The following is a 15,696-nucleotide window of genomic DNA, read 5'->3' on the forward strand; positions in this document are numbered from 1 at the left end:
TCGATTGCCCTAGATTGTCCCTAATTGCTATGGGCGCAATCGTTTTGGAAACCCTATGCTCTCCAATGCTTTTTCAATGATAATTGATACCCGTTGGTGTCTTGATGAACTGCTAAAAGATGGCATCATTGACCAACGTGATTATAATTTGGTGATGACCCATAACCGCAAAACCTTGCATCCCCTGCAAGTGATTGCAGGCTTTCATCTGGTCGATAAAACCACGCAAATGGCGCTCACTCTTGACCAGCTTAATCGCTGGCTGGCACAAAAAGCCGGTGTTGATTATGTACGTATCGACCCGCTGAAAACCGATGTGCCCTCAGTGACATCGATTATGTCATTTGAATATGCGCGCTCGCAGCACATTTTGCCAGTCGCCGTCACCCAAGATACGGTGGAAATCGGCACTGACCAGCCATTTTATCAAGATTGGCAGCTCAATATTCAGCATATCGTGTCGCCCAAAAAAATCAAAACCGTATTAATCAGTCCCGAGCAAATCAACCGCTACCGCCAAGAATTTTATCAAGTCACCAAAGCCATTGCGGGGGCAAACCATCAGCAAAAACGCGCGGATGCCGATATCACCAATGTCGAAGCGTTATTACAACTGGGCAATGCCGCCAATATTGAAAACCCCGATGCCAATGACCAACACATCGTCAAAATTGTCGATTGGTTATTACAGTACGCTTTTGACCAGCGTGCCAGTGACATTCACTTAGAGCCGCGCCGAGATAAAAGCAACGTGCGTTTTCGTATCGATGGTATTTTGCATACCGTTTATCAAATGCCGACTGGGATTATGACCGCGGTGGTGGCTCGGATAAAAATTTTAGCAAGACTCAATGTCGCTGAAAAACGTAAACCACAAGACGGACGGCTCAAAACCCGTACCCCTAAAGGTCAAGAAACCGAGCTGCGGCTATCGACACTTCCCACTGCATTTGGCGAAAAGTTGGTGATGCGGGTATTTGACCCCGAAGTACTGGTGCGCTCTTTTGAGCAGTTGGGACTGACAGGGCGGGATTTGCAAAAATGGGATGACATGACCCGTAAAGCCAATGGTATTATTTTGGTCACAGGCCCGACAGGCTCGGGTAAAACCACGACGCTGTACAGTACCCTCAAAAAATTGGCAACAGAAGAAGTCAATGTCTGTACCATCGAAGACCCCATTGAGATGGTAGAGCCGTCGTTTAACCAAATGCAAATTCAGAACAACATTGATTTGACCTTTGCTGACGGTATTCGCTCATTGATGCGTCAAGATCCTGATATCATCATGATTGGCGAGATTCGCGATACCGAAACCGCAGAAATGGCGGTACAAGCCTCGCTGACTGGGCACTTGGTGTTATCGACCTTACATACCAATGATGCACCCAGTTCGTTAACAAGGCTACATGATTTGGGCGTTGCGCCGTTTTTAACCTCAGCGACCATCTTGGGCATCATGGCACAGCGTTTGGTGCGTACCCTTTGCTCGCATTGTAAATCCAATAAGCCCATGAGTGACATTGAGCAGAAGACTTGGCAGGCGTTAGTCAGTCCTTGGAAAGCCGCAGCCCCAGATACCATTAATCATGCTGTTGGCTGTGAACATTGCCGTAATACCGGGTATCTTGGGCGAGTGGGGTTGTATGAAATCATGGTGGTCAGTAATGCGCTTAAAAAATTGATTAGCGAAGGCGCTGACTTGTCGCAAATCGCGCAAAAAGCCTACCAAGATGGGTTGCAGCCGTTAAGACTGGCAGGGGCAAAAAAGATTGCCGAAGGGGTGACCACGTTTGAAGAAGTGATGAGAGTGGTGCCGATAACTTAAGCGGCTACCCATTATTTGAAAGACAATAAGTAAAAGTTAAAAAATAACCGGCAACAAAAAAGCCTAAACGTAAAAGTTTAGGCTTAATCAATGGTGCCCGGGGCCGGACTTGAACCGGCACGCTCGTAAGAGCGAGGGATTTTAAATTCTTAGATAGTTAAATTCATATAAAAACATGATAATTCATATCAATGCTTAAGGCTTCACAAACTCAGTGTTTTCAATGCTTGCAAGGTTTTTTAGACTTCATATAAATTCATAAAAAATCATGTAACGACATATTTCAAGTATATTTTCAGTATATTTTTAGCCAATTTCGCTGATGAAAAGTATATTCAATATACTCGGGTATACTGAAAATTAAGGGAAAAATTTCGGTTCTACGTCGGGATAATGATATCTATTTGAGTATAAAAAAAGCCAGCATTTAGCTGGCTTTCTTGTAATTGGCAGTACATTTGTAAGTCATGCGCTGTAAGAATCCATGTAAGACTCTTGCTTGATAGAGTACGACGCTCCGGCATGGTTTAGAGTATTCAAGCTTGTCGCTATCATTGTCGCGCCAACTTTGCAGTGTGCGAGGTGAGACGCCAATAAACGCTGCCGCATACTCAGGTGTGAAGTACTCGTCTGGACTGGCATGAGTCACAGCGGTTTTCATCAATTCTTTTTCGTGGGCGGTGTAAGTTGCCCACTTTTTGCGTGGTATCATGCCAGTTCTCCAAATAAATCAGGTTGATTTTCTTCAATGGTCTTTTTAGGCTTGGTGGCCGTTGACTTAACTTCGATGGTAGGCGCATAGCTAATACCGTTCACATCCAAAGCTGATTGAAAGCCAAAACTGCCTTCACTGCCAATAAAACCAAGTGGTTTTGGGGTTAAATGAAAATAGTATTTTTCGTACAAGTTATCTAAAAGCATGTAACCTGGTATTGCTACGCCTATGAAAAGGCCAGTCTTGCAATGCTTCATCATGCCTACGTATCGCATCTCAGGTGGGTTCCAACGTATATTACGGTCATTCATGCGACATTCTTCACCGTAGATGCCGTATGGTTCAAATCCCATGTTAAGGATTTTGAGAAGCAATCTCTCTTGGTAATACGTGCCACGAAATACCGTTCTGTGATACATGGTGCTGTAACCACTAACTATGTGTTTGTGGTGATAGTCCGCAAAATATTTACCAAGATACTTTTTCGGGCTTTTCTCAAGCATCTTGTAAAATGCCTCTTTTTCGTCATGATAAGGGATAACAATATCGTGATAGTCAATTGGCTCAATGACTTCGCCAAGCATGTTGCAAGTGACAAAGTAGCCATCTACTGCAATGCCAATATACTCACGGTTCTCGTAGTGATTGCCGTTATAAATCCATGCAATATTAGCTAGGATTTCGGCCTTGGTGGGTTTATTGCTCACGGCTTTCTCCTTATACTTTTATCCATCTTAATCGCTGGCATAGGCAGTGCTTTGACTTCCTGTTTAAACTTTATTTCGCGCTTCACCGACTCATGATAGAGTCGGTGGTTGTTTTGGCGGATGCGCTTGGCAGTTCTTTTGTTCACGCCACACGCTCCGATTTTTCAACCGCATTGACCAATTCTTTTAGGTCATCAAGCGAGAGGGTAAGGGTTTTACTTGTCGCTCGTCGGTCTAAAAAGATTTTGGCTTTGCCTTTTTGCACTTGATATCCCATGATGGGATTGGGCGTAAAAGGCTTATTGCGTGGTTTTTTGGGCGTGATTAATTTTTCGTACGGGGCGTCTTTGGCTTCTTCCAAGATGCTTATTTGTTTGACACCCTCATTAATTATGGCGTCAGGGTCGGTATTCGTATCGATAGCACTTGGATTATCGACCTTGGCACTTGGATTAGCGATTTCAGCACTTGGATTAATTAGGGTAGCTTCGTCGTTATCAGAGGAGCTCGACTCGTTATCATGGTAGTTAACATGGGGAGCTTGGGTATTAAGCTCCTTATCTTGCATATTTACAGGCGCTTCTTGGATATTAACGGCTACTGCATTTAATTCGTGGTCATCACGTGGCAAGTAATAGCCGTTTTCGTCTTGTTTAACGCCTTCAATCTTTGCCAATGTATTTTTGATGACAGTGGGGGATGAGTCGGTGGCATTGACTAGATCGTCGATTGTCATACTAATCATGCTGTCTTTTAAGGCTTCAGTGACTTTGCGGATGGTTTTCTTTGTTTGTGGGGTAAGTTTGGTTGTCATGGTTATCTCCAGTGCCACCGTTGCCAGTGGCACGTTTTTAGTTATTCAGTGGCTTGGTTGATAACGGTCTCAAGGATTTCGTTGAGCTCTTGCACGCGCTCATCACCTAGCTTGTCTTTGGCACCATAGATGCGTTGACGCATTTCTTGAGCATCATCTGTGGTTGACTGATTGATATCGTTTAGCAGCTCGTTATAGATGATAGATGCGCGCTGCTCAGCCCAAGTGTTTTGCAAGATTGACAGGTCATCACCGCATAGGTTCTCAGTGGCTTTGATCTGGGCAATGTCTTTCCCTAGCAGCATCAATTCATCAAGCGTGGTGGCTGATTGGATTTCTTTGACCTTTGGATCAATGTCAAAGCATTCAGCCGCTTGCGCTTCCATCACTGGCTCAGCCTTTTTAGCTTTGATACGGTCTTTGATTGATGCGGTGCCGCCGTTTTTGGTTGGCGTAGGGGTCACGTCTTTAGGCTGTGCGTTGCGGTCTTGCAGTTCATCTTCGCTATATAAGCCTAAGACAACATCTGGGCAGTAGAGACGCGCCCAACGCTTCGCCGCAAGGTAGGCAAGTTGCTGGCGTGGGTCAGCAGTCCAAAGTGGTGAGTTACGCACCGTGCCAACCTGTGCCATTGACAGGTCAAGGACGGTTGGCTCGTCATCACCGCGCATGGTTGCTGATACTTTGACACCTACATCTGCAGGGCTATCAGTCTTGGTTTTGACTTTTGACCAGTCGCCGTAGTATTCAAACTTCAAGCGACCAACGATAGGGGCTTTGCCATTGATGACAGCGATAATTAGCTGCGCTTCATAGCCCAATACGCCATTCACAAGATGGGTTTTTTGGGCAACTGCATAGGGGTCAAACCCCCAGCGCAATGCTTGACCGACGATGGCAAAACAGTCGCCAACATTGCCCTGCAAATGCTTGGGTACGGTGCAAGCGCCGCTTGCCATGATTTGCGCTAAGCGATGGCATTGACCGAACAGGGTATCATCAAGCGCGATTTGCATCGGGCTAAATGCGTCTGCTGTGGCTGGTGCTGTGATTGGGTTTGGGGTAGTTAGGTCGTTCATTTTAAACTCCAAGCGTTTTTAATAAGTTGAATACGCCGCGACCTTTTTTCTTCGTGGCGCGGTTGATGTATAGGCCTGTTGATGGGTAAAAATCGTAAATCACGTCATTGTGGCGCACCACTAGATGGACGCCATGATTATTGCTTTGAAAATTGATGCCACGCTCTTTTAGCAGTTCAGTTGAGCGATTTTTGTTATCTCCTCGCTTAGCGCGACGCATTTCGTTCAGAGCCTTAAAGTCTTCGGCCATCTCGCTCACGACTTCACCCTTAAAACTCGACTAGCTTCGCCAGTCTTAGTAAATTCGGCAAATTTCTCTGCCAGTTCGGGGTAGGCTTTGAGACAGCCTTTTTTGTTGAAAGTCTCACGACCTTTTTGCGCCTTGTATGTCATGACCAGTTCGCCATCGACCGCCAATACTTCGTTAAAGCCAATCAGGTTGATTAACTCGACTTGAGCTAACTCAAGGGCGGATTTGACAAGCTTTTCTTGGTCCTTTAGCTCAACATAGCGGTCAATGATAGCGATGTTGTCATCATCATTGAAATGCAAATCAAGCGTGCTGTCTGGAGTTGACGTTGCATATTTTTGCTTGGCATTGGCTAGGGTGGTGGGTGTTGGCTCAACCCTAGCTAATACATGATTGACCCAGAAGTTTTGAGCTTCATCAATCATGATTTCAAACAATTCGGCATCGAATTTGATGTTGTACTGGCGGTATTTGTTGCCCCCAAGTAGCAAGGCAAGGTCACATTGATCGACGCCTGTAATGCCCATGTACCATTGACACTGCAAGTTATAGTTATCTGGCACTTCGTCGGAGGCTTCATCACCCCATACATTTTTCATGTACTCGGATGCAGTTTTGACTTCAAGCAATTTGTCGGTGGTCAACTTACCGTCTTTGAGTCGCACGTTGCCGCTGATTGATGGGTTGATGACAGCGCGGTCAATGTTGGCTAGCGCAAAATCAAACTCAGGGTGACGGATCATGTAATTGACCTTTTGCACCTTGCAGTCATTACGCAGGGCGTATTCTTTGGCTACCACGTCTTCAAGGATTGTGCCCCAATAAGCCGCATCGCTTTGAGCATCTGCCACCACGTCATTGATTTTGTCGTGGTATAGGTCATACGCGGTTTTGTAGGGGTTAAAGCCCATGATGGCTGAGATATCGCTACCGCCAATACCGCTTTGGCGTAAGCGTAGCCAATCTTCACGGCTTAGGTCTTTGGTGGGGATTGCCAAGGCTTGCTTGGCAGTGCTTTGGATTGCTAAGTTGGTCATGGCTTAATCCTTATTTTGTTCGGCTTTTAGCTCAGCCTTGTAGTTTTCGATATAATCGGCTTCGGCTTTAGCCTGTGCGTCTAATCGACTTGGGATTGAATAAACAGCGATAATCACAAAGATTAAAGCAATAACGATGGCTACCAGTTTTAACACTGGCAGCCATGCTTTAAGGTGGTTGATTTTCATGCTCACCCCGCGACTGGATAAAGCTGATAGCCTTTTTGGTCGGCATCGGCTTCACTCATTTGCAGCACTTCTAAAAACTTAGGCGTGCCACGGTTAACTTCGCGTCTGACGATGTGACCACGGGCTTCCATCTTTGTGTCGCCTCCGACTAATTCGGTCATCGGGATAGGGCAAGCATTGCTCACCCAAGTGATTTCAAATAGTTTCATGGTTAGCCCCTTAAGCTGCGTCATAATGGTCGGTTTCAATCTCTGCGCTCTCGATAAAGCGCGTGATGATTGATTTGATTTCTTCGATACGCGCCATGTAGTTGATGCTGTCGCAGTCATAGCTATCTGCATAAGTGACTTTGAGTGCTGATACGCTTTTAACCTTGCTGTAATCATAAACGCGGCTGTACCAGCGACCACGGCAGATTGATTCATATGGATGCTCAACCTCAGCGCTAAAGTTAAAGCCAATCCATGCGCCGTTATCGCCGATTGCCAGATAAATAACGCCTTTTGCTTGGCTGCTACTGATTTCGATTTCGTGGTCGCATTCGCTATCAATGCGAAGTACTTGCTTTAAAAAGTCTAGTTGTGCCATAATTTGATTGCTCCTTTTTGAGTAAAGCCCTTTTGATTTCCAGTCGAGAAGGGCTTTTTTGTTGTCTTAATTAATTGTCATTTAGCGATAGGCTTGCTGTTGGGAATGTTTTAAAGCCAATTTTTTCAGCAAACTTATAGAGACGCTCATCAATATCTTTCTCGCCATTTTCTTGCTCTGTTTCATTAAAACCGCAATCAATAGCAATTTTTTTGATGTCTTCTTTTTTCATAATCATTCACCTTTGTTGAGTAAAGCCACTGTGATTTGACCGTCTAGTGGCTTTTTTGTTGGTTAATAATCAAAGAAATAAACTTTCTTTGTTGATAACTTCTTGTAGCAAACATACGGTTCATGAAATTCCAAGTTTGCATATTCTTCAAACTGATAAAATTTCTTAAAAAGATTATTAAAATTAAACATAATTTCACCTTCGGTTGTTGTTAATCCCCAACTGCTATCTCGTTGAAATAGCAGTAAGTGAGTAACACTTAGCGGTTCTCTGCACCGCGTTACAGGTTCCTAAGTTTTGATTGAATTTCACGATAATCGGCTTATCGTGTTGGTGAATTAATTATGAACTAATGGTTCTTATATGTCAATCTATATGAGAACTAATATTACAAAATATTAAGAATTATTTGTTCTTATATGAACTGATATGCAATAAAAAACCCGCATTTAAGCGGGTCAAATATTTGTAAGGAATTGTAAAAGGTGAAGTATAGGCAATAAAAAACCCACCGGGGTGGGTGGGTCTTTAATAAACGGATATTAAGTCAAGAGGCTAACATAAGGCTATAAGGCCGTATGTTTGCTACGCTAGATAAGATGCGACTTTCACTATCAAATTTTCGCTGATTGCTATCATCTAAAATTATATTAAATTTGAAATCATTATAAACTAGTTTAACATCCTGTATTTTTCTTAATAAAGCACCAGTGGATTGTCCATTTGGGTGAGCAAAGTCCACCAATGTATTATCTGCCTGAAAGCTAAACTTATGATTAAGACCAGATAGGCCTTTGTATTTAACTTTCGGAATAACATCGTTATATCTTTCTTTTAAAAAACGATAAATATTCTCTAAAATTGCCATAGATTCTTGATGATGGCTGCTCTTTGGCTGATAAGTTGTCAGCATAGCATAGAGGTCTAAAAACTCCCTAAAAGCCACGCCAATTTGGTTGCTCTTGGTCGGTCTAATAAGCGTAAAATGCTCAAACTCAATCCTGCTATCTAGCTTATCAAGCATAGAGCTCATCACTTCAGTAGCCTTACCTGGGTTTGGTAAAGACAAGGTCAACGCATTATGTGTAGAGCCGTAATCATCAAAGATAAAGTTATCAAAATCACGTCTAACAAAAAAACGCGCCGGGTCACCGCTAGCGAATACCTGAGGCGTAGTTACAATAAGATGCTGTCCACGTTCAGTTACATGGAACCCCTGTTGTAAAAATTGGGTTTTATCGAATCCTACCATAATGCTAACTCCCCTTCGTTTGGTGCAGTAACTTTACCCCTTATACTGATATTAGTAGTAGACTTGAAATATTCTAACCATTCATACCATGAAAAACTACTGTAGTTTTGTGGTCGAATTTCATGCACTTGGTTTATCTTATGGATATGTGCGCCAAATAAAAAGCTACCATCGAGATTTGTATGACTAACAATATCATCAGGATATATCTCCATTTGATAAAAAATATGTTGTTGTTCATTTTCTCGAATGAAAAGCTTGAATGAATGATACCAATAGTCAGCTTGAACCATCGACTTAAGAGTCAAGTACAGGCTTTCAATGACATCCCCACTTTCAACAGATAAAATATATGTACTTTGCCATTCTTTAAAGCCGTAGGGAGATTTTTTAGATTTTCTTGGATGTTCAGTAAAAACTATGTCGCTATTGATTTGTTTTGGCATTGTTAAATATTTATCAACATCATTTGCCGCTAAATCACATATTCGTCTGCTACCCATCAAATAAGCCTTTCAATAGAAAAATAAGTAAAATGAATTAGATGCAATTTTTCTTATTCATCTTCATAATCCAAATCAACCCAAACGCCATACATCGTATTGTCACGGCTAAAAATCTTAGCTCTGACAGTTAAGAAAGGCTGGGAGTAATCTTGTCTATACTCACGTGCGATTTGTCTTGATAAGTACCCAATGGGGCCAAGAGGGGACATAACTAGGACGGCTTGATTATCATAAGGATTGTTGTTCTCATGAATTAAGGTGACATCCACAAAAGCTGAGTTGCCTTGTTTAAAGCTTTGCTCGTGATTATATAGCTGTTTGAGCGTTTCAATGTAATTGCTTTCACCAACAATAGGCGTTAGAAATTGATAGCCGTTGTAAATATCTGCCATGATCCATCCTTATATATCCTAAAAATCAAATTTCCCAACTAAACCCTAAAAGGCGCCTTCCGCCCCGTCACCAATAACTGAGCGATATACACCAAGCTAAACGGCACCCAAGCATAAGCCAGAGCTGCTAACCACGTCGATAAAAACGCTGGTCTTACAATAAAAAGAGCGACAATGTCAGCAATCCATATTCCTGCAACGCACGTCCACAAAATCAACCAAATCCATCTGTTCATATCAAAAATCCAACTCAATCTCTCGATAAACACACCATCCCTTTGCCCGTGTCGCTGGCGTGATCAGCTCAGCATTGTAGATAAACCACACGATGAAGTAGTGGTCAGGGTCAACTTGGTCGAGTGACCAGCCTGTGAGTATTGGCTTGGGCGTGGTGTGGTTGTCTAAAAAATATGAATTATCTAGCTCCATTGTCTTTGCTTCCTATATCTCACATATTTCCCGTCAACCACTCCCACCAATCGACACTCGTTCATAGGTCGGATTTCTTGATTATGCCACTCTGGGTTAAGTGGTTTTAAGTACATATCTTCGCTAGTTTCACCCATGACTAACTGTTTAAACGTCGCTTCACCGTCACCGTCGCACGATACAACTACCAAGTCACCGTCGCGCAACCAATAGGGGTTAAATTCTGGCTCAACGTAAATAATCTCGTCAGGTTTAAACTCAGGCATCATGCTGCGGCCACGGATAACCAAACCGAACGCCATCTTAGATAAATGACTTGGGCGCGGTATCCACTCCATAACGTCAGTCAGGCAAGTTGATAGTACAGGTGTCATGTCACCAGCAGCTACCCAACTAATCACTGGCACATAACGCTCAAGCATGGCTTCAATATTATCGGTATCTAACTCATCATCGCCATGGTCAGCGGTCAAATGGTCGCGTAGGGCGGGTGGCATCGAATTAGGGTCATCGATTGCCATTCTGATTGCTGGCTTAGTGGTCATTTCGCCATTGCCAGTGGCGAGCCAGTCAAATCCAACGCCATAGTGTCGAGAAAGAATAGCTAAATTACTATGGTCAGGGATAGATTCGCCTTTTAACCATTTGTTTATAGCTCTATCAGAGATACTTAATTTAGTTTCAGCTAAAACCTTCTGAGCGCGTCCTCTTATTGGATAGCCTTTATCATCCAAAACCTTGTTTAAACGCTCAGCAAATTCAATACGTTCTTTTTCTGCAACTGTCATTTTTATCACCTTATGAACCTATTGTTCATTATCAAAGTTCTTGAAAGAAAAATCACTTCCTGTTAATATGAACCGTATGTTCTTATTTAAGGAATTATCAGTTCATGAAAACCCAAACATTACATGAGTTTTTGAAAGCTAATGGCGGCGTATCAAAAGTAGCCAAGGCTTTAAATCTTACTGCGCGTGGAGTTTATAAGTGGTCAAACAAAAATGCTTTGCCGCGCACTGAATACACTGGCGAATCTAATTACGCTGAAAAACTTTCTGAAATTTCAGGTGTCCCAACTGATGAAATCAAAGAAATGTTTAAACCTCAAACTCAACTCGAAACCGCCTAGGAGCGACCTATGTGCCATAAACCGATAAGTGAATTATCACCTGAGCTGCAGGAAATCGCACGAAAGAACGAACGGCTTTTATTGACTCGACTTTCCGAGATTGGTCAAAAAGAAGTGGGTGAGAAAGTTGGGACAAGTGAAAGCAGTATGTCAAAACTCAAAAGCGAAGGTCGTATTGAGTTTTTTGCTGTTTTGACTGCTGTGCTTGGCATCAAACTATCTGATAAAGATGACTTGATGTGCTCACCTGTCATTGCTGAAGCATTTAAAGAAATTTTAAAGAACTCGGCAGAAAGCCCAGAGTTTTTACAGATTTTATTTCGATAGGAGATACCAATGGCTAAATTCAATCCAAATGACTGCAAATTCTGCAATAACACAGAAGGCAGATGTTGCCATGAAGTGATCATGACTGACGAAAAAACGCCTCGTCATATCATCGACCCACAAGATGAGCATTACAACAAGCAGGCTGATAGCCATGTGTTTATGTTAAATGGCTTGCTAGTCGCTAAAGACGTGGCTATGCCAAAGGCGGGTGTGTGATGAGCGAGCTTGATAAATACAGCAAGCATGATCCATTGGCCAGACATTCAAGCCGACCAAAGAAATCAAAGATTAGCGTAGCTGATACTGATGCATGGTTAAAGAAACATGGTAACGGTATGGACCGACTTAAAAAAACCGAAAAGACGAGTGCGATAAATATCTGGTCCCAATACGGCAAAGTCAGCACTGTGACGCTCATCTACCGCCACTTAAACGCACATGGTGAGATTGTCCCTAGCGACATTCAAGATATGTCATGCCGTCGCTCAGTGCATGGTCAATGTCAGAAAATGGTTAAAAGTGGCGAGTTGGTGGCGTTTAAAGAGAAGCGCTTTATTAACCATGCCAATCAAAAGTATTTGGTCAACGGCTTTAAGCGAGCATGAAAAAACCCAAACGACGGCAATCGCTTGGGTTTTGGTATTAATCAATAAATCAATAAGCAAGGATATTTAACCATGAAAAATCTAAATAAGCAAGGGGACAACAATGTCAAAACAAGATGATGTATCAATCTGGATGCCGATCTATATCGGTGACATTCTTGCCATGACAACTAGGCTCACCACTGAACAAGTAGGTGGGCTTTACTTGCTCATGATGGATTATTGGAAGAATGGTGTTATCCCAAACGATGTAAAAATTATTGGTGCTATTACTGGCTTATCTTCATCTAAAGTAAAAGCCTTCATAAAAACTATCACAAATATTGGCATTTTTTCTATCGAAAATGATGAGTTATTTAGTACGTACTTGGATGATAAAAAATCACAAGCAACTGATAACAAAAATAGCAAATCAGAGAAAGCACAAAAAGCCGCGCAAGCTAGATGGAATAAGGCTTCAAGCGAAAATCAACAAAATGAAAGTGCATCAACCGAGCATACGCCAAGCAATGCTCAAGCAATGCAAACGCAATGCCCAAGCAATGCTACAAATATGCTTGAGCAATGCCCTTCAACATCAACATCATCTATTAATAATACACACACACAGCAAGCCAACGATTCGCAAAACGACAAAGCTGAACAAATCCGTTTAGAGCGTTCTCAAGAAATTCAAGACTGGCAAGCACCAACTTTGGATTTGATGAGACAAGAATTATCTCAAGCAGGGTTTATGGGTGTTTTAACCGAAAATATTTACCAAACCCACATCAAAGACTTCAAGGCGCATTACGCTGAACAAGCCTTAGTGGGTAAGCCGCTAAACACGGACAGCCTTAGAAAATCAAAACTTCGTCTTTGGATTCAATCAGCCAAGCCACCTAAGCAAGCTAAACCAAATCAAAAACTTGCTGGTCCCAATGACCCATTGGCGGTAAATCAAAAATGGCGACCAGGTGAGACGGGCATCGTTGCGCCAAATACAAACTTTGAATTTATTGACGGCCAGTTAGTGGCTACACCACTTGATACATCATCGCCAGTACAAGGAGCTTGGTAATGGACCTACAAGCATTTCGTGATTCATTCAAAAAATTTACTGCAGCATGTCCGATCCATGGCGAAACCAGTTTTAGCAAAATCATGGACTTCCCAGAGCGGTGTGACTTATGCGCAGCTGAACAAAAACGCATCAATGATGAGCGCCAAGCAAAACAAACTTACCGTGAACGTATGCTTAGTGGAATGGCAAGCTGTGGTATCAATATCAATGCCAAGGGTTTTGATGCTTGGGAAATTGATGAGACACAGCGCACGCGCCAAGAAGCGTTATTGGCTAATCTCAAAAAATATGCAACCGATTTTCATACTGGTATGCCAAACCTTTTGTTTTATGGCGGTACAGGGGCGGGCAAGACGATGTTAAGCAATGCCTTAGCGCGTGCCGTGTATCAAAGTCAGTTTAAGAAAAATTCACTATGCCCAGCCAAGTTTATTCGCTCGTCAGAATTTGTTGAGCATTGCAAAGAATCATGGAGTGATAAGAGTAAGCCCACTCAAAACATGATTATCGCTCGTTTGGCTAGTTTTGATTTGCTTGTGATTGATGACTTGGGTGACGGTGATACCACGGGTAATCAATTAAGTGATCGCAGCCGATTGGGTGGCTTGATTGATGCGCGTTATCAACAAAAACCAACGGTTATCACCACAAATTTAAGCTACGAAGAAACTAAAACCTTCATGGGCGATCGTGCATGGGATCGGTTTCAACAAAACCTAATCCATATTAAATGCGATTGGTCAAGCTATCGTCAAAAAGCAGGCGTAGCCAAGATTGGGGGATGGTAAGAGCATGAGCAAAGGCAGCCGTTATTTTGCCGTAAAAATCAAATTATATATGCCTTGGGTGAGTAACCCCAGGGCATGGTCATCAACCTACATCGAAGATTTGCTTTTTGATGAAGAAGAATACAGACCTTCTCACGCATACATTGAAGAATCAGCAAAAGAAGCGTTTGGACTTTTTGACCGCATCGAAATTCTAAATATCGAAGAACTGACAAAGGCTGATTTTGAGCATATCACCAAAGATGGTGATTGGACTGAGGAAACTTTCTTGGAAAAACATAGAAGAATCTTTGAGCAATCGCTAGAAGAACGCCGACGAATCAAAAGCATTGAAAACAGCCAGAACATAAAAAGACGCAAGCCAGTTTTTAAGGTTTTGGATGGTGGTAAATGACCCACCTTAGCCACCCAAATCACAAATTAACCGCTACAGGCTACTACGTCTGTGCGGTTAAGCGCGGCGAGCTCACTTGGCGCGACAACAGGACTAATGAGCTTAAAACAATCAAGTACATAAGCGGACGTATCACCAAAAGCCCACACAAAGAGAACTTGCACCCAGCGCAGTGGGCAAAATGGCGATTAGATGGACGGGCAATTAAACACGAATTTGGGGATTTAATTCTAGGGAGTGAGCAGTGACAGCAATCATGACACCAAAACAAGAGAAGAAATTATTTGCCCAAAAAGGTACCACAAAGGCACCCAAGGCGAAGAAGTCAAAGTATAAAAATATCCGGGTCCAATACAACGGCAAATGGTTTGACAGCAAAAAAGAGATGCACCGTTATCAGCAACTTGAGCTTTTACAGCGTGCTGGCAAGATTAAAAACCTATGCTGCCAAGTTACTTATGACTTGCTGCCAACGACTCGAATTGGTGGTCAGACGCAGCGAAAAACGACCTATATCGCTGATTTCGTTTATTGGGATATCGAAAAAGATTGCGAAGTCATCGAAGATGCCAAGGGCGCGAGAACGGATGTTTATAAAATTAAGCGCAAATTGATGTGGGAAATTCTGGGGAAAGAGGTTAGAGAAGTATGATCAACAAAATTGAAGAGTGGGGAAAGTGGGCAAGGCACCATAAAGACGATTTGGGGAGTCAATCAGCATGGTTATCGGTTATGCGTGATAACGTGCAAATGCACAAAGGGGTAAGATATTGTATTACTGATGATGAAGCATTAAAGGTCGATAGGGCTGTTTCAAAACTTGCTAAACACAGTGTTATCTTGCTCAATGTCCTTTGCTACAAATACCTTGCTGGGTGGTCACCAAGAGATATTGCAAAAAATTATCTAACGGTTTTGGAATATGGTATTAATAGTCGGAAACAGGTGGGAAAGGAAACTGCTTATCAATTACTAGCAAGAGCGGAAGGTTATGTGTTAGGAGTAGTTGAAAACAGTTGATTTGTCGGACAAGCTATGATATAAATTGGTTATAAACAGAAATTTACTTAAAGCAAGATTTTAACCTTGCTTTTTTTTGTGGAATCTATGAAAATTTTAAAATACGGCTTTCTAATAGCAGTTTTTTTATTGTATGTATTTTTAAGGCATGGAGCTGCAATAAGTAACGCTGTAATGCATCATTCTCAATAGTTAGTGTATTTGATTAAAAGGCGAAGTCGAAAGATTTTCGCCTTTTTTGTTGTCTGTTTATCGCCGATTAACTTGCTAAGCGGGGTGGGTTATGTAGAACAGTACGGGGCAAGCCCAAAACAAATCATAGCCGACTATAACCGATGTGCGTATTTGC

Annotated in this window: 26 protein-coding genes; 11 read left to right on the top strand and 15 right to left on the bottom strand. The window is 42.5% G+C overall.

Going from position 1 to position 15,696, the window contains the following annotated elements; genetic code table 11:
- Positions 1-55: 55 nt before the first annotated feature.
- Positions 56-1,828 carry a type IV pilus assembly ATPase TfpB gene (gene tfpB / locus RTJ53_RS00340; RefSeq protein ID WP_312275343.1) on the top strand — a complete coding sequence of 591 codons (1,773 nt, stop codon included), beginning with the start codon at positions 56-58 and terminating at the stop codon, positions 1,826-1,828.
- A gap of 427 nt (positions 1,829-2,255) precedes the next feature.
- On the opposite strand, the gene RTJ53_RS00345 is transcribed toward tfpB, so the two are convergent.
- The 15 genes from RTJ53_RS00345 to RTJ53_RS00415 form a co-directional block, all read right to left on the bottom strand.
- Positions 2,256-2,540 (bottom strand): hypothetical protein, encoded by a 285-nt coding sequence (locus RTJ53_RS00345; protein ID WP_312275344.1) that lies wholly within the window; start codon positions 2,538-2,540, stop codon positions 2,256-2,258.
- The gene (locus RTJ53_RS00350) at positions 2,537-3,250 is read right to left on the bottom strand and encodes a hypothetical protein (RefSeq protein ID WP_312275345.1); all 714 of its coding nucleotides are present in this window, start codon (positions 3,248-3,250) and stop codon (positions 2,537-2,539) included. Before RTJ53_RS00350 ends, RTJ53_RS00345 begins: the two co-directional genes overlap by 4 nt.
- Positions 3,251-3,392: 142 nt before the next feature.
- A complete protein-coding gene (locus tag RTJ53_RS00355; RefSeq protein ID WP_312275346.1) occupies positions 3,393-4,064 on the bottom strand; it encodes a hypothetical protein in 672 nt (223 codons plus the stop codon).
- A 41-nt stretch (positions 4,065-4,105) separates the two neighbouring features.
- Positions 4,106-5,143: a RecT family recombinase gene (locus RTJ53_RS00360; protein WP_312275347.1), complete on the bottom strand. Its 1,038-nt coding sequence runs from the start codon at positions 5,141-5,143 to the stop codon at positions 4,106-4,108.
- Between the two features lies 1 nt (position 5,144).
- Positions 5,145-5,402: a hypothetical protein gene (locus RTJ53_RS00365; protein WP_312275348.1), complete on the bottom strand. Its 258-nt coding sequence runs from the start codon at positions 5,400-5,402 to the stop codon at positions 5,145-5,147.
- On the bottom strand, positions 5,399-6,430 hold the full coding sequence (locus RTJ53_RS00370) for a YqaJ viral recombinase family nuclease (protein ID WP_312275349.1): 1,032 nt from the start codon (positions 6,428-6,430) through the stop codon (positions 5,399-5,401). Before RTJ53_RS00370 ends, RTJ53_RS00365 begins: the two co-directional genes overlap by 4 nt.
- 3 nt (positions 6,431-6,433) lie before the next feature.
- Positions 6,434-6,619 carry a hypothetical protein gene (locus RTJ53_RS00375; RefSeq protein WP_312275350.1) on the bottom strand — a complete coding sequence of 62 codons (186 nt, stop codon included), beginning with the start codon at positions 6,617-6,619 and terminating at the stop codon, positions 6,434-6,436.
- Positions 6,620-6,621: 2 nt separating this feature from the next.
- On the bottom strand, positions 6,622-6,828 hold the full coding sequence (locus tag RTJ53_RS00380) for a hypothetical protein (RefSeq protein ID WP_312275351.1): 207 nt from the start codon (positions 6,826-6,828) through the stop codon (positions 6,622-6,624).
- A 10-nt stretch (positions 6,829-6,838) separates the two neighbouring features.
- A complete protein-coding gene (locus RTJ53_RS00385) occupies positions 6,839-7,207 on the bottom strand; it encodes a hypothetical protein (RefSeq protein ID WP_312275352.1) in 369 nt (122 codons plus the stop codon).
- Between the two features lie 70 nt (positions 7,208-7,277).
- Positions 7,278-7,439: a hypothetical protein gene (locus tag RTJ53_RS00390; protein WP_312275353.1), complete on the bottom strand. Its 162-nt coding sequence runs from the start codon at positions 7,437-7,439 to the stop codon at positions 7,278-7,280.
- 547 nt (positions 7,440-7,986) lie between these two features.
- A complete protein-coding gene (locus RTJ53_RS00395) occupies positions 7,987-8,691 on the bottom strand; it encodes a hypothetical protein (protein ID WP_312275354.1) in 705 nt (234 codons plus the stop codon).
- Complete coding sequence (locus RTJ53_RS00400) at positions 8,685-9,194, bottom strand: hypothetical protein (RefSeq protein WP_312275355.1); 510 nt, start codon at positions 9,192-9,194, stop codon at positions 8,685-8,687. Before RTJ53_RS00400 ends, RTJ53_RS00395 begins: the two co-directional genes overlap by 7 nt.
- 53 nt (positions 9,195-9,247) lie before the next feature.
- A complete protein-coding gene (locus RTJ53_RS00405) occupies positions 9,248-9,589 on the bottom strand; it encodes an HIRAN domain-containing protein (RefSeq protein ID WP_312275356.1) in 342 nt (113 codons plus the stop codon).
- Between the two features lie 237 nt (positions 9,590-9,826).
- Positions 9,827-10,018 (bottom strand): hypothetical protein, encoded by a 192-nt coding sequence (locus RTJ53_RS00410; protein ID WP_312275357.1) that lies wholly within the window; start codon positions 10,016-10,018, stop codon positions 9,827-9,829.
- On the bottom strand, positions 10,009-10,806 hold the full coding sequence (locus RTJ53_RS00415; protein WP_312275358.1) for a S24 family peptidase: 798 nt from the start codon (positions 10,804-10,806) through the stop codon (positions 10,009-10,011). The genes RTJ53_RS00410 and RTJ53_RS00415 overlap by 10 nt, the downstream gene beginning before the upstream one ends.
- A 104-nt stretch (positions 10,807-10,910) precedes the next feature.
- Between RTJ53_RS00415 and RTJ53_RS00420 the strand changes: the two genes are divergently transcribed.
- The 10 genes from RTJ53_RS00420 to RTJ53_RS00465 all read left to right on the top strand — a co-directional run bounded on the left by RTJ53_RS00420 (position 10,911) and on the right by RTJ53_RS00465 (position 15,347).
- Positions 10,911-11,147, top strand: a complete 237-nt coding sequence (locus RTJ53_RS00420; RefSeq protein WP_067238553.1) for a hypothetical protein — start codon at positions 10,911-10,913, stop codon at positions 11,145-11,147.
- A 9-nt stretch (positions 11,148-11,156) separates the two neighbouring features.
- Entirely contained in the window at positions 11,157-11,474 is a 318-nt protein-coding gene (locus RTJ53_RS00425; protein WP_248105711.1) for a CII family transcriptional regulator, read from the top strand.
- Between the two features lie 9 nt (positions 11,475-11,483).
- Positions 11,484-11,693 carry a hypothetical protein gene (locus RTJ53_RS00430; RefSeq protein WP_312275359.1) on the top strand — a complete coding sequence of 70 codons (210 nt, stop codon included), beginning with the start codon at positions 11,484-11,486 and terminating at the stop codon, positions 11,691-11,693.
- The gene (locus RTJ53_RS00435; RefSeq protein ID WP_312275360.1) at positions 11,693-12,082 is read left to right on the top strand and encodes a hypothetical protein; all 390 of its coding nucleotides are present in this window, start codon (positions 11,693-11,695) and stop codon (positions 12,080-12,082) included. Before RTJ53_RS00430 ends, RTJ53_RS00435 begins: the two co-directional genes overlap by 1 nt.
- Before the next feature lie 103 nt (positions 12,083-12,185).
- Positions 12,186-13,142 (top strand): hypothetical protein, encoded by a 957-nt coding sequence (locus RTJ53_RS00440; RefSeq protein WP_312275361.1) that lies wholly within the window; start codon positions 12,186-12,188, stop codon positions 13,140-13,142.
- Complete coding sequence (locus tag RTJ53_RS00445; protein WP_312275362.1) at positions 13,142-13,933, top strand: ATP-binding protein; 792 nt, start codon at positions 13,142-13,144, stop codon at positions 13,931-13,933. Before RTJ53_RS00440 ends, RTJ53_RS00445 begins: the two co-directional genes overlap by 1 nt.
- Positions 13,934-13,937: 4 nt before the next feature.
- A complete protein-coding gene (locus RTJ53_RS00450) occupies positions 13,938-14,327 on the top strand; it encodes a hypothetical protein (RefSeq protein WP_312275363.1) in 390 nt (129 codons plus the stop codon).
- A complete protein-coding gene (locus RTJ53_RS00455; protein ID WP_312275364.1) occupies positions 14,324-14,575 on the top strand; it encodes a hypothetical protein in 252 nt (83 codons plus the stop codon). The genes RTJ53_RS00450 and RTJ53_RS00455 overlap by 4 nt, the downstream gene beginning before the upstream one ends.
- Entirely contained in the window at positions 14,572-14,979 is a 408-nt protein-coding gene (locus tag RTJ53_RS00460) for a DUF1064 domain-containing protein (RefSeq protein WP_312275365.1), read from the top strand. The genes RTJ53_RS00455 and RTJ53_RS00460 overlap by 4 nt, the downstream gene beginning before the upstream one ends.
- Entirely contained in the window at positions 14,976-15,347 is a 372-nt protein-coding gene (locus RTJ53_RS00465; RefSeq protein ID WP_312275366.1) for an antiterminator Q family protein, read from the top strand. The genes RTJ53_RS00460 and RTJ53_RS00465 overlap by 4 nt, the downstream gene beginning before the upstream one ends.
- The last annotated feature ends 349 nt before the right edge of the window (positions 15,348-15,696 follow it).

Source organism: Moraxella sp. CTOTU46711, assembly GCF_031975715.1.
GTDB lineage: Bacteria > Pseudomonadota > Gammaproteobacteria > Pseudomonadales > Moraxellaceae > Faucicola.